General features: G+C 48.6%; 13 protein-coding genes. 7 read left to right on the forward strand and 6 right to left on the reverse strand.

Going from position 1 to position 12,428, the window contains the following annotated elements; translation table 11 throughout:
• Window positions 1-49: 49 nt before the first annotated feature.
• Window positions 50-1,582, reverse strand: coding sequence for a histidine ammonia-lyase (gene hutH / locus I8U23_RS00690; protein WP_198050605.1), 1,533 nt, complete (start codon window positions 1,580-1,582; stop codon window positions 50-52).
• Between the two features lie 185 nt (window positions 1,583-1,767).
• Between hutH and I8U23_RS00695 the strand changes: the two genes are divergently transcribed.
• The 4 genes from I8U23_RS00695 (at window position 1,768) to I8U23_RS00710 (ending at window position 4,469) form a co-directional block, all read left to right on the forward strand.
• The gene (locus I8U23_RS00695) at window positions 1,768-2,235 is read left to right on the forward strand and encodes a hypothetical protein (RefSeq protein WP_037993895.1); all 468 of its coding nucleotides are present in this window, start codon (window positions 1,768-1,770) and stop codon (window positions 2,233-2,235) included.
• Between the two features lie 192 nt (window positions 2,236-2,427).
• The gene (locus I8U23_RS00700; RefSeq protein ID WP_206759950.1) at window positions 2,428-2,991 is read left to right on the forward strand and encodes an NADPH-dependent FMN reductase; all 564 of its coding nucleotides are present in this window, start codon (window positions 2,428-2,430) and stop codon (window positions 2,989-2,991) included.
• An 11-nt stretch (window positions 2,992-3,002) separates the two neighbouring features.
• Entirely contained in the window at window positions 3,003-3,434 is a 432-nt protein-coding gene (gene mntR / locus I8U23_RS00705; protein WP_037993892.1) for a transcriptional regulator MntR, read from the forward strand.
• Between the two features lie 81 nt (window positions 3,435-3,515).
• Window positions 3,516-4,469, forward strand: a complete 954-nt coding sequence (locus tag I8U23_RS00710; protein ID WP_037993891.1) for a patatin-like phospholipase family protein — start codon at window positions 3,516-3,518, stop codon at window positions 4,467-4,469.
• A 67-nt stretch (window positions 4,470-4,536) separates the two neighbouring features.
• Here I8U23_RS00710 and I8U23_RS00715 read toward each other — a convergent pair whose 3' ends face one another.
• From I8U23_RS00715 to I8U23_RS00725, 3 genes are all read right to left on the reverse strand, one after another.
• Window positions 4,537-4,797: a hypothetical protein gene (locus I8U23_RS00715; RefSeq protein ID WP_037993889.1), complete on the reverse strand. Its 261-nt coding sequence runs from the start codon at window positions 4,795-4,797 to the stop codon at window positions 4,537-4,539.
• Between the two features lie 14 nt (window positions 4,798-4,811).
• A complete protein-coding gene (locus I8U23_RS00720; RefSeq protein WP_049720039.1) occupies window positions 4,812-5,747 on the reverse strand; it encodes a DUF1385 domain-containing protein in 936 nt (311 codons plus the stop codon).
• A gap of 207 nt (window positions 5,748-5,954) precedes the next feature.
• Window positions 5,955-7,127, reverse strand: coding sequence for a C39 family peptidase (locus I8U23_RS00725; protein WP_198050606.1), 1,173 nt, complete (start codon window positions 7,125-7,127; stop codon window positions 5,955-5,957).
• Window positions 7,128-7,335: 208 nt separating this feature from the next.
• Here I8U23_RS00725 and I8U23_RS00730 point away from each other — a divergent pair, with 208 nt between their 5' ends.
• The 3 genes from I8U23_RS00730 to I8U23_RS00740 all read left to right on the forward strand — a co-directional run bounded on the left by I8U23_RS00730 (window position 7,336) and on the right by I8U23_RS00740 (window position 10,207).
• Complete coding sequence (locus I8U23_RS00730; RefSeq protein WP_037994022.1) at window positions 7,336-8,403, forward strand: M24 family metallopeptidase; 1,068 nt, start codon at window positions 7,336-7,338, stop codon at window positions 8,401-8,403.
• A gap of 20 nt (window positions 8,404-8,423) precedes the next feature.
• Entirely contained in the window at window positions 8,424-8,981 is a 558-nt protein-coding gene (efp, locus tag I8U23_RS00735) for an elongation factor P (protein WP_049719931.1), read from the forward strand.
• Window positions 8,982-9,064: 83 nt separating this feature from the next.
• Window positions 9,065-10,207, forward strand: coding sequence for a conserved virulence factor C family protein (locus tag I8U23_RS00740; protein ID WP_049719932.1), 1,143 nt, complete (start codon window positions 9,065-9,067; stop codon window positions 10,205-10,207).
• A 128-nt stretch (window positions 10,208-10,335) separates the two neighbouring features.
• On the opposite strand, the gene I8U23_RS00745 is transcribed toward I8U23_RS00740, so the two are convergent.
• Both I8U23_RS00745 and I8U23_RS00750 read right to left on the reverse strand, forming a co-directional pair.
• Window positions 10,336-11,640 carry an MDR family MFS transporter gene (locus I8U23_RS00745; RefSeq protein WP_049719933.1) on the reverse strand — a complete coding sequence of 435 codons (1,305 nt, stop codon included), beginning with the start codon at window positions 11,638-11,640 and terminating at the stop codon, window positions 10,336-10,338.
• A gap of 301 nt (window positions 11,641-11,941) precedes the next feature.
• Window positions 11,942-12,394 carry a DUF441 domain-containing protein gene (locus I8U23_RS00750; RefSeq protein WP_037993879.1) on the reverse strand — a complete coding sequence of 151 codons (453 nt, stop codon included), beginning with the start codon at window positions 12,392-12,394 and terminating at the stop codon, window positions 11,942-11,944.
• Window positions 12,395-12,428: the final 34 nt, after the last annotated feature.

Below are 12,428 nucleotides of genomic sequence, written 5' to 3' on the forward strand. Positions count from 1 at the left end.
GACGCAAAAGCAACGGAACAGGAAAGTCCGTTGCTTTTTTATTTGCAGGTCAAACTTCCAGCCTGATCCGGCTTTGGATCAAATCGGTCAGTTGTCCGCTTTGGATGAGGCGGTCGGCCCATTCAATTTCCCGGTAACCTTCCCGGTCTTTTTCCAAGGGAGGGATCGATTGGCGCAGCAGATCGTAAGCCAGCTGAGTGCTTCTGCCCGGTTTTTTCGACTGAAATTCCAAGGCTTGGGCGGCACACAGATATTCGATGGCCAGCACTTTGCGGGTGTTTTCGATCACATGCCGGCATTTTCGGGCACTGATCGATCCCATGCTGACGTGGTCCTCCTGATTGCCGGAGGAGGGGATGGAATCGACGGAGGCCGGATGCGCCAAGGTTTTGTTTTCCGAAACCAGGGAAGCGGCGACATATTGAAAAATCATGTAACCGGAGTTTAAGCCCCCGTTCGGGACCAAAAACGCAGGGAGACCGCTGAGTTGCGGATTGACGAGCCTTTCCGTGCGGCGTTCGGAGATGTTGGCGATCTCGGCCATCGCCATGGTTAAGAAATCCAAAGCCAAAGCAAGGGGCTGCCCGTGAAAATTCCCTCCGGAGACGACTTCTTCTTCATCAGCGAAAAGAAGCGGATTGTCGGTTGCGGCATTCATTTCCCGGAGCACAATCTTTTCGACATAATGGAAGGCGTCTTTGGAAGCGCCGTGCACTTGCGGGATGCAACGAAGACTGTAGGCATCCTGAACCCGTTTTTTCCCGGGCTTGCTGATGCATTCGCTGTCTTGAAGCAGTTTGCGCAAGTTATCCGCGGTGACCATTTGGCCGGATTGCCCGCGCACTTGTTGCAAGCGGGGATGAAAGGCATGCGGGATGCCTTCCAATGCTTCCAAAGTCATGCAAGAAATAATGTCTGCAGCCAGCAAAAGTTTTTTGGCTTCCATTACGGCCAAGGCTCCGAGGCTGCACATCATTTGCGTTCCATTGATGAAGGCCAGCCCCTCCTTGGCTTCCAGTTTGAGCGGCGACAGGCCGATTTCTTTCAATACATCCGACGCGGGCCTTCGTTTTCCCTGATACATGACTTCCCCCTTTCCCAAAAGCGGAAGGCACATGTGGGCGAGAGGGACCAGATCTCCGCTGGCACCGAGCGACCCTTGCGAAGAGATGACCGGATACACTTCCCGGTTCAACAACGTCACCAGAGCTTGCACCGTGGAAGGGCGGATTCCGGAATAACCTTTGGCCAAAGCGTTGATCCGAAGTAGCATCATTCCGCGAACCACCGGCTCCGAAAGCGGTTCACCCGTCCCGCAGGCATGGCTTTGGATTAAATGGTGTTGAAGCCGGGAAGCCTGGCCGGGATCGATGAAACGGCTGCATAACCGGCCAAATCCGGTGGTGATCCCGTAAACCGCTTCTCTTTTTTGAATCAACCGCTTGACAAAATCCAGGGAAGCTTGCATCCGTTTGATGGCTTCATTGTCCAATGTAACCGGGGTTTTTTTAAAAACAACAGCTGAAAATTGAGAAAAATTCAATCCATCCCCTTTAATTTTTACTGTTTGGCTCGCTGTCATTTTATCGCTTTCTCCTTTCATTGTATTATAGTGATCAAGAGAAAGGAGGGTTGGGGAGAATCCCAACCCTCCTTTCATTTGAAGTATTTTTATTATATTTCTATAAAGAAAAGAATGAGCCTGCACCATCTTGGAGAAAGGAGAATACAATGAATTGATCTGAAACAGAAAAGAGGCTGGCAAAGATGGCATGTTCCGGACGGAATATTTTAATCAACGGAGGCTTTCAAAAAGGAAGTGCTCCATGGACGGGAAAACGGATACGCCGGATGAAAAACCCTCTTCGCGCCGGGGATTATTCCATGTGGATGGGGGCAACGAGGGCAGGGGGCGATTCCATCTTGAAACAGACCATTCGCGGTCCTTTCGAAAGAGGTTGTGCTTATTATCTGTACTTTCGCCTGCTGAACGTGACCCCTCCGCAAAGCAAAGCAGAGTTGTATGCCGCGGTTGCTTATTTAAACGAAAAGCGGCAGATGATCCGATCCACTCCGCTTCTCATTCGTCCTTCTTACTTGGGAAACAAATGGTATTCGTATTTTACCATTGTCCCGTCTCCTCCTTTAAACGCCCGGTATGTTTCGGTGGTGTTCTTGCTCAGAAAAGGCTTGTTGTTTGTGGATTATATCCGTTTGGCTTCGCATGACATTTGACGGAAAGGTTCCATGACAGGTATAATGTTTTCGCTTTTCAGAAAAAGCTACTCTTTAAGAGATAGCTTTTTGTTTTTGTAGAAAAGATCGGATGAATTAGGTATACTGAAACGTGCTAAAATGAAACAATACAGGTCTTTTTCAAGGGACATCAATGGCAAGAGGATACATAGAAATGACGGGGGTGCTGATATGGTGAAAATCTTGGCTGTTCCCGGCAGCTTGACGGAAGATTCGACCACCCACAAAGCAGTGGCGATTGTGGCTGAAGCTGCAAGGCAAACCGGAGCCGAAGTGGAAATCTTTGATTTGCGAAAGTATCCGCTTCCCATTTATGATGCCCGCTCCGATGAATCGACGTATCCGGAAAATGTTCACCGGTTTAAACAAAAGATGTTGGAAGCTGAAGGATATATCCTGGCTTCCCCTGAATATCACGGTTCGGTCTCGGGTGTGTTGAAAAATGCACTGGATTTTATCGGAGCGAGAGAATTGGAAGGAAAATTTGTTGCACTGTTGGGAACTTCGGGAGGAGCCTTGGGAGCCACCAATACCTTAAACACCTTAAACATTATCTGCCGGACATTGCATGCCTGGCCGTTGCCATCCATGCCGTCTGTTCCTCAGGCTTACCAGGCATTTCATCCGGATGGCTCGTTGAAAGACGAAAAGCTGGAAAGGCGTCTGAAGAGTTTGGGTGTTGAGCTGGTCAAAACGATCGAGCGGCATTGTGCGTGTATGAATAAGGATAGATAGGGGGCCTCTTCATGCCTACACCAAGCATGGAAGATTATTTGGAAAACATTTATAAGTTGATTGAACAAAAAGGTTATGCACGGGTTTCGGATATCGCCGAGGCTTTAGAGGTTCACCCTTCTTCTGTAACTAAGATGGTGCAAAAACTGGACCAAAATAAATATTTGGTTTATGAGAAATATCGTGGTTTGATTCTCACGCCGAAAGGGAAAAAGATTGGAAAGCGCTTAATGGACCGGCATGATCTCTTGGAACAATTCTTGCGATTGATCGGAGTCAGTGAAGATAAAATTTATCAGGATGTCGAGGGCATTGAACATCACTTGAGCTGGGACTCGATCACATGCATCGAAAATCTTGTGGAGTACCTGGAAAAGAATCCGGAATTGGTCAAGTTTCTCCATTCGTTGAAAAAAGAAGAGCAAGTGGATTCAAAACCCTAAAAACCTTGGACATGTTTCCAGGGTTTTTTCTACTGAGAGACATATTTATGGGAAAAGGAGAATTTTTTCAGGAGGGATCGTATGTGGGCTGATGCTGTGTTTGAAGGCGGCGGTGTCAAAGGAATCGGGCTGGTGGGGGCTTTGTCTGTCGCTGAAAGCAACGGTTATCGCTGGAAAAAAGTTGCCGGTTCTTCGGCTGGTTCGATCATCGCCACGTTGATTGCTTCCGGCTACACCGCCCAAGAAATGGCTGAAATCATGATGGAAAAAGATTTCAGTGATTTTTTGACCCCGAAATGGCCGGAATATTTGCCGTATGTGGGATCCGCCATCCGGTTGTGGTTTAAAAAAGGATTGTTTTCCGGGAATGAATTAGAGAAATGGATTGCCCGGCTCCTCGAGCAAAAAGGGGTATATACGTTTAAAGACTTATCCCGGGAAACGGAGCTTCACATCATTGCTTCAGACATCACGCGGGGACAACTGTTGGTCTTGCCACGGGATTTGGAGGATTATGGCTATCAGGCGGAATATTTTTCGGTGGCCAGAGTGGTTCGCATGAGTTGCAGCATTCCGTTCTTTTTTGATCCGGTGAAATTAACGTACAAACCGACAGGGGAGACTTGCTACATCGTCGACGGAGGCGTGTTGAGCAACTTTCCGGTCTGGCTGTTTGACAAGGAGAATCCCCGTTGGCCCACTTTCGGTTTCCGGTTGTTTTCGGAAAAAGATCATGAGTTTAACAAGATTTCCGGTCCGTTTTCCATGTTGCTTTCCCTGTTTTTTACCATGTTGGAGGCCCATGACAACCGTTATATTGAGGAATTGGAGCAAGTGCGTTCAATCCAGGTTCCTTCCTTGGATGTCAAATTGACTGATTTTTCATTATCGAAAGAAAAAAAGAGGGAATTGTTCTTGTCTGGGGTCAAAGCGGCCGAACTCTTTTTCAACCATTGGACATTCGACGAATATTTGAAAGCAAGGGGCAAGCGAAACAGTCTCCGGAAAAAACGCACGGATCAAGCGGGAAGCTGACAAAAACAAGTCTGAATATTTTAAAATCCACCCCGGAGTCAAGGCCCCCGGCGGATGAGGGCCTGACTTATTTTTTATTTCCGTTGATGACTTGAAACCGGTGTTTTTTACGCTTTTTTTTCGGCGGCTTTTTAGAGGCGCGGGGGCGGGAAGGGCTGACGAGGCGGATGAACCAGCGGGGAGGCGCCTTGTAAAAATACCAGACCAACCCGATGACAAGCACCGGGATGATAAAAGATGTGGGAGAATGGACAAGTCTAGAGATCAAACCGATGGCGGCAAGCCCCAAAATCAGATAATACCATGGAAATTGCGTTCGCCTTGGCACTTTGTAGCCTCCTTTTAATGTATTGGAGAGTTCACCGGGGGTTTCAACGGGGAAGCGGGTGTTTTCTGTTTTTCCAAAAGCGCATCCATTTCCCGCATGCGTTCAAAGGCTTTGATGGCCACTTCCACCTGATCATCGGTCGGTTCTTTGGTCGTCAGTTTTTGCAGCCATAGTCCCGGATAGCCCAAATATTTGAGAACCGGCAAATGGCGCAGAGAATTGGTGAATCTTAACCATTCATAAGATAATCCGATCACCACCGGAATCAAAAGAATCCGGATTCCGATTCTTTCCCATACATTGTCATAACTGAAAAATGAATAGACAATGACTCCGATGATAATGGTGAAAACCAAAAAGCTGCTTCCGCACCGGTAATGAAGCGTGGAATATTTTTGCACGTTTTCCACGGTTAAATTCTCTCCGTGTTCAAAGGCGCTGATCACTTTGTGTTCCGCCCCGTGATATTGAAAAACGCGTTTGACAAGCGGAGTTTGGGAAACGGCCCAGAGATAGCCCAACAGCAAAAAGGTTTTGATGGCACCTTCGATCAAGTTTTGCACGATGAGATTTTGGGTGAAACGGTCAAACAGGATGCTTGCCAGATAAGCGGGCAAAGCGGTGAAGATGACCTTCCCGATCAGAAAAGACAAAATCCCGATGAGGGTGATGCTCACGATCATTTCCCATTTGGATCCGGATTTCGGCTCTTCTTCTGTTTCTTCCAGTTCTTCGGGATCCAGATGATCCAGATCATACTTTTCGGAGGCATATTGCATATGTTTGGCCCCCAGTGCGCTGGATTCAATCAGCGAAACCAGCCCGCGGATGAATGGAAGATGTTTCAGCGGCTTCAGCCAAGCGATTTCATTTTTTTCTATTTCAAAGCACTCAATTTCTCCGTTTTTCCGCCGGATTGCCGTGACTTGTGCATAACGGCCGCCGAACATGACGCCTTCGATGACGGCTTGTCCGCCATAAGCGATTTTGTTTTCGGACACGAAAGGTTGCACCACCTTGTTTTTATGGAATGTTCACAGAAACAGAACGAATGCCGGACGAAGAGGCGGACACGCCACCGGACGGTCCGCTTCTTGCCGTTTGGAGTCCATTCTAACTTGAATTGGGCAAATGAGTAAATAGACAGAGAATGAATCTTACCAACGGTCCCCCTGCGGAATGTCCCAACCTTTGGGGTAAATGAGGTAGACGGTGCCGTTGGAGTGGTTGAGAAAAGCTTTTTCAAATGCTTCGCGCGGATAGGTGATGCGGACTTCCCCGTCGCTGGGGCCGGCCGGGTCATTGGTCAGGACATCCCCTTTTTCGTCAAAACCTCGAATCACCAGCAGATGCCCGTTGGAAGAGGGGATCGGGCTCCCGGGCAGTTCCCCTTTGCCATAAGCAATGCTGGCGATGACGGGGACACGGTGTGCGATCCATTGTTCCGCATCCGCCAGGCTTTTCAGCCGCACCACTTTGGCTTCCAGCCCTGCAGAAGCGGCATAGGCCGTGTTAAAAGCCCAGTTTCCCCCTCCGTCATAAACATAATCCCACACTTTTGTGACAACCTGTGGTACGGGTTGATCCCAACCGGGTTGATTCATCACTTTTGCCCAATAAGCCATCACCATGGAAACAGAGGTGGGGGAACACCAGACTTCTCCGCCGTCCGGATAAACCATTTGGGAACGCATGGGAACATCCAATGAGCTGGTCAAGCCGGTTCCGGGCACTTGGCCGGGCTCATCTTTGCCGGAGGCAACCGAGAGGCCCAAGGAAGTCAGGACGGGGCTTCGGCCGGGCTCGGTCGTAAAGAGGGTGACCCGGGCTTGAACGGCTGAAGCCGTCTGATTTAAAACCAGCGTGTCAACAGAAACCCGTCCGAATTCATCTGATTGGCCGCTGACCGAATGGCGCCGGAAAGGAAGGTCGTTTTCATGCCAAACCCCCATGCTGTACCACGAACTCCAGCGGTTTCCGCTTTGGACGCGAAGCTCCACTTCGATCCAAGTGTTTAAAGGGGTGTTGGCTTCCCATGAGGCGATCGATTCAAGAAAATTCTCATTAATCACAGGAGAAGTCCATGTACCGTAATAGTAAGTGCCGGAATGGTATTTTCCGGATGTGTCCGTTCCTTGTTTGAGATGAGCGGGATGTAAACGAAGCGCAACACCGTCGTAAAAAGTGCCGTCAAAGTTTCCATGGTGAAGTCCGGATGCAAGAGAAATGAACCGTTTGTGGCTGACGGAGGCGCTTGCGGCAAAGACAGCGGAAGGTATAAAGGACAAGACAAGTAAAACAATAAAAAGGGTGGAAAAAAAACGGAGCAAAATGAGGATCCCTCCCAGAATTTTTTGATTAAACAATTCGATTTTTAAAGGGGTTTTCCTCTTCTCCGGGAAGAAACGTAGACAAAAAAACGGGATCATGGGAAAATATAATATTGCGAAGAAATGACTTCTCCTCTGTGGTACAATACGAATATCTACATAACACCAATTGCGGGGCGTTTATCCGTTAAAAAGGGGGAACAGGATGATACGGCGAATTCAACGTTTGCGCGAAGAGATGGCGGCAAAAGGCCTGGAAGCCATTCTGATCAGCCATCCAATCAACCGGCGCTATATGACAGGTTTCACGGGAACGGCGGGAGTTGCTTTGCTGACGGAGAAAGAAGCTATGTTCATTACCGACTTCCGGTATGTGGCCCAAGTCAAAGAACAATGTCCGGATTATACATTGGTCCGGCACGAAGGAAACATTTTCGATGAGGTGGCGGCTTGCTGCAAAAAACTGGGGATTCAACAGCTGGCTTTTGAACAGGATCATTTGACCTATGCCCAAGTGTCCAAGCTGAAGGCACGGTTGAATTCCATCCGCCTGGAGCCGGTCAGCGGACTGATCGAAAAGCTTCGTCTGGTCAAAGAACCCGAGGAGCTTTTGCTGATCAAAGAAGCGGCCAAAATTGCGGATCGTGCTTTTGAACAGATCTTGCAACAGATCCGCCCCGGTATGACGGAAAAGGAAGTGGCTCTGCGTTTGGAAGTGATCATGAGGGAACACGGGGCAACTTCTTCCTCCTTTGACACCATTGTCGCATCCGGTTGGCGCTCGGCTCTCCCCCACGGGGTTGCCAGTGACAAAGTGATTGAAAAAGGGGATCTTGTCACATTGGATTTCGGAGCTTATTATCAAGGATATGCGTCCGATATCACCCGCACCGTCATGATGGGCAAACCCACCGAGAAACAAAAAGAAATTTATCAAATTGTCCTGGAAGCGAACAAAAAGGCGATTGCCGGGGTTCAACCCGGCAAAACCGGGAAAGAAGTGGATGCCATCGCCCGCAATTACATTAATGAGCATGGTTATGGAGATTATTTCGGACACAGCACCGGCCATGGCTTGGGAATGGAAGTCCATGAGGAGCCGCTCGTTTCCACGAGGGGAGAAGAAGCACTGGTTCCGGGAATGGTGATCACCATTGAACCGGGTATTTACATTCCTGATTTGGGTGGCGTTCGGATTGAAGACGATCTGATTGTTACCGAATCCGGATATGAAAACATCACAAACGTTTCCAAAGAAATCATCATGATTCATTAAAGTTTGGGAGGAAAAGAAGGATGATCAGTGTCAACGATTTTCGTACAGGATTAACCATTGAACTGGACAACGATGTTTGGCAAGTGATGGAATTTCAACATGTGAAGCCGGGTAAAGGCGCGGCGTTTGTCCGTTCCAAATTGCGCAATTTGCGAAATGGAAACATCCAGGAACGCACCTTCCGGGCTGGTGAGAAAGTTCCCCGCGCGATGGTGGAAACACGTGAAATGCAGTACTTGTATGAAAGCGGCGGCGAATATACCTTTATGGATAACGAAACCTATGAGCAAATCACCTTGCCGAAGGAACGGCTGGAGTATGAACTCAACTTTTTGCAAGAAAACATGAACATCCAAATCATGGTTTACAAAGGGGAAACCATCGGAATCCAATTGCCCAACACCGTGGAGTTGGAAGTGGTGGAAACCGAACCAGGAATCAAGGGAGACACGGCCACCGGCGGAAGCAAACCGGCAAAATTGTCCACCGGGTTTACCGTGCAGGTTCCCTTGTTCATCAATGAGGGAGACCGTCTCATCATTGATACGCGCAGTGGTGAGTATGTATCCCGTGCCTGAGGGGAAGATGAGACCTCTGTAGCTTTGCTATGGGGGTTTTATCCGTTTTTTAAAGGATTATTTGAAGCAAAGGATGGGATAACATGAGGATCGTATCCATTGAACCGACCCCCAGTCCCAACGTGATGAAGTTAAATATGGATGAGGCGCTTCCGGACGGAGTCAGTTACAATTTTTCCAAGAAGAAAGCGGATGAAGCGCCGGACCACATCCGGGAGCTGCTGGCGATTGACGGAGTGACAAGCGTTTTTCAGGTATCGGACTTTTTGTCTTTGGAACGGCATCCCAAAGCGGATTGGCCGGCGGTTTTGGCCGAAGCGCGCAAAATCCTCGGGGAGGCCGAAGGCAAAAGTGAAGGACAGAGTGAACAAACGGTGGAGGAAGAATCGTCTTCTTTCGGGGAAATCACGGTTTTAATTCAAAAGTTGAAAGAGATCCCCATGCAAGTGAAACTGTTGAAAGACGGGGAAGAGTATCGTTTTGGATTGCCGGATCGCTTTAAAGAAGCAGTGATGAAAGTCCAGGGAACGACCTCCAATTTGATTTTTGAACGGCAATGGGTTGAACAAAAGCCGCGATACGGGGAGATTGAAGAAGTCGGAAACCAAATCGTGGAAGAAATTTCTGCCGCCTATGACAAAGAGCGGCTGGAAAATCTGGTGAAACGGGCGTTTTCCGGGGAGACGGAGACAAAAGATAAAGGAATCAGCCGGGAAGAAGTGGAAAAAGCATTCACTTCTCCAAAGTGGGAAAAACGGTATGCCGCTTTGGAACAATTTGAACCGGAACTCGGGGATCTTGATTTGCTGGAAAAAGCGCTGAAAGACGAAAAGCCGGCAATTCGCCGCCTGGCCGTGGTGTATCTCGGGTTTTTGGAAGATGAGCGGGTGCTTCCGTATCTGGAAGAAGCCCTGAAGGACCGATCGGCCATTGTCCGCCGCACAGCCGGCGATACGATGTCGGATCTGGGGAATCCCAAAGCCATTCCGGCGATGTGTGAAGCGTTGAAAGATCCGAACAAACTGGTGCGCTGGCGTGCCGCCCGGTTTTTGTTTGAGGTCGGCGATGAAAGCGCGATTCCTGCTTTGGAAGAAGCTGTGAATGACGCCGAATTCGAAGTGCGGTTACAAGCCCAAATGGCTTTGGAACGCATTAAGCGGGGAGAAGAAGCCAGCGGAACGGTTTGGCAGCAAATGATGAAGCGGATGGAAGAAGAAAAAAAATAAAACACGGCGCGGATTTTTTTCCTGAAGAAGGCAGAAAGCGGATGGATGCTCAGAGTATGAACATCTCATCCGCTTTTTTTATCTTCATGGCGTTTCTAATCTCCGCCCGGACACCGGTTCTTTCCGGACTACACCGCTTTTTGGGATCCCCGTTTTTTTAGATGGCCGGACGGAAGCGGACGATGCCGTAAGTTCCGGAACATAAGATGATACATAAATGCCCCGGTAAAAGCAATCAAACCCAAAATGGCAAAGGTCCACGGATATCCCACCCATGCCGACAGGGGAATGGCGGCGGGAGCAATGGTTTTTCCGATGGAAAACCGGAGACTGGCCGCGGCAAAATATTGTCCGCGCATGGACTCCGGAGCCAGTTTCGAAATAAAGCTGTCCTGCAATCCGACCACCAGGATTTCAGCGATGGTGAAAATAAAAATGGCCAAAAAGGCGAGCCACCACAGATGTGTCATGCCAAGTAAAATCATGGAAAGGCCGTACAGCAGAGACGAGGTGACAAAAACGTTCTTTTCGTGAAAAGAGCGGATCATTTTGGTGATCCAAACCGTAAAAAGAACCACCATCAAACCGTTTTCCGTAATCAGCCAACTGAAAAATCCAGCGCCTCCCGTTTCGACTTTGAAAGAACCCCATTGAAGCAGGGTTTGAACCGGAATGGATTCTGTGACATAAACGGCAATGATCAAATCCAGTTGCATGAAGGTTTGGGAAACCAGGATGCCTGCCAGGATAAAAAGCATGAAGTTAAAGTCGGAAAAAATAATCCGGTAGTCCCGCAAATTTTGTTTGGCAAATGCAATCCATCTCCCGTTTCCGGACGCAGGGGCGTTTCCTTCCCGGAGCCGGGCCGTTTCCCGGACATATTTTTGGATCAAAACAGATAAAAACAGAGTGGCCAGGCCCGATGCCAGCAACAATTCAAACCGGTGTTGAAAAAAGAAAAATCCGCCCAAGACCGGTCCGACGACCACGGCCAGATTGGACGCGGTGTAAAAGGTGGCAAAAACTTGGTTCCGGTCCTCTTCGGCCACCACATCCGCAATCATGGCGTGACTTGCCGGCCAATAAATGGATTGAAACGCCCCTAAAACGGTAAAGCAGACAAATGACCAACCCGGTGAGGAAAACCAGGGCGAATTGGCCAGTGCAAAGGAGAAAAAGGTGACGGCTTCCCCGACGGAGGCGATAACCATCATTTTTTTCCGTCCGTAGCGATCGGCACAATAACCTCCGGCCAGATTGGCCAGGACACTGACCAATTGCGACAGAATCAACGAGATCCCGGCGGTTTTTTTCCCGTAAGCGTCGGCGAAGAATATGGACATAAACGGGATATACATCCAAAAAAGGATGTGAATCAGCCCTTCTCCGAAGAGCCGGACTTTTAAATTTTGGTCCCAATCTCGAATTCGCACAGCACTCCCCCTTATAAAAAGAAAAAGAAGCCACAGGCAAGAAAATCCTTACCCATGGCTTCTTTTGGAGATAAAAGTCCCAGCAAAAGAAGAATTTATCCGTCATCGGGGCGGAAAGGATTTAATTTGCCTACAGGGGCCTTGCCTTGATGGATCTGTTTGATCACCGGTTTTTTCAGGGGAAACACGTCCGCAATTTGCAGATTTTTCATAATCCTTTCCGCCTCCTTGATTTTTTTGAAAATGATGTACTTTTATTTTAGTGAAAGATCAAACCGGTTGCAATCTTTTTTTACCGGATTCAAAAAAGCCATTTCAAAAGCCGGAGCAAAAAAGCCGTGATTCCTGCGGCCATCAAAGGGCCGACCGGAATGCCGCGCATAAACAAAATGCCGAAGATGGAGCCGATCACAAGCCCCACGATGAGTTGCGGATCCACTTTTAAAAGGTCCAATCCTTTTCCGTTCATATATGTAGCCAAGGCCCCGCCAATGAGTGCCAAAATCCCGGGAAGCGTGATAAAAACGGATAGAACATCTTTGCTTTGGATTCGTCCGGAAGCAAAAGGGACCAAAACGGAAATGGTTAAAAATAACAATCCGAATTCCAGCCCTCTTCGTTCCAAAGCAGGGAAGTACCGCTCCAAATGAATCAATTTAAGAATGAGCAACAAACTGGATGCCGTTGCGATCAACGGCGATCGTCCGATGACGCCAATGATGATAAGGGTCACTAAAAGAAGATCGGGATTCATTCGGTTAACCCCTGTCCTGTCAAGTTTGTACTAA

Origin of the sequence: Thermoactinomyces sp. CICC 10735 (assembly GCF_016055175.1) — a bacterium.
In the GTDB taxonomy this organism is placed as follows: Bacteria; Bacillota; Bacilli; order Thermoactinomycetales; family Thermoactinomycetaceae; genus Thermoactinomyces; species Thermoactinomyces vulgaris.

Bases quoted from the DNA above. Each gene is read 5' to 3' on its own strand.
- hutH (WP_198050605.1), bottom strand. From the start codon at position 1,582: ATGACAGCGAGCCAAACAGTAAAAATTAAAGGGGATGGATTGAATTTT.
- I8U23_RS00695 (WP_037993895.1), top strand. From the start codon at position 1,768: ATGGCATGTTCCGGACGGAATATTTTAATCAACGGAGGCTTTCAAAAA.
- I8U23_RS00700 (WP_206759950.1), top strand. From the start codon at position 2,428: ATGGTGAAAATCTTGGCTGTTCCCGGCAGCTTGACGGAAGATTCGACC.
- mntR (WP_037993892.1), top strand. From the start codon at position 3,003: ATGCCTACACCAAGCATGGAAGATTATTTGGAAAACATTTATAAGTTG.
- I8U23_RS00710 (WP_037993891.1), top strand. From the start codon at position 3,516: ATGTGGGCTGATGCTGTGTTTGAAGGCGGCGGTGTCAAAGGAATCGGG.
- I8U23_RS00720 (WP_049720039.1), bottom strand. From the start codon at position 5,747: ATGTTCGGCGGCCGTTATGCACAAGTCACGGCAATCCGGCGGAAAAAC.
- efp (WP_049719931.1), top strand. From the start codon at position 8,424: ATGATCAGTGTCAACGATTTTCGTACAGGATTAACCATTGAACTGGAC.
- I8U23_RS00740 (WP_049719932.1), top strand. From the start codon at position 9,065: ATGAGGATCGTATCCATTGAACCGACCCCCAGTCCCAACGTGATGAAG.
- I8U23_RS00750 (WP_037993879.1), bottom strand. From the start codon at position 12,394: ATGAATCCCGATCTTCTTTTAGTGACCCTTATCATCATTGGCGTCATC.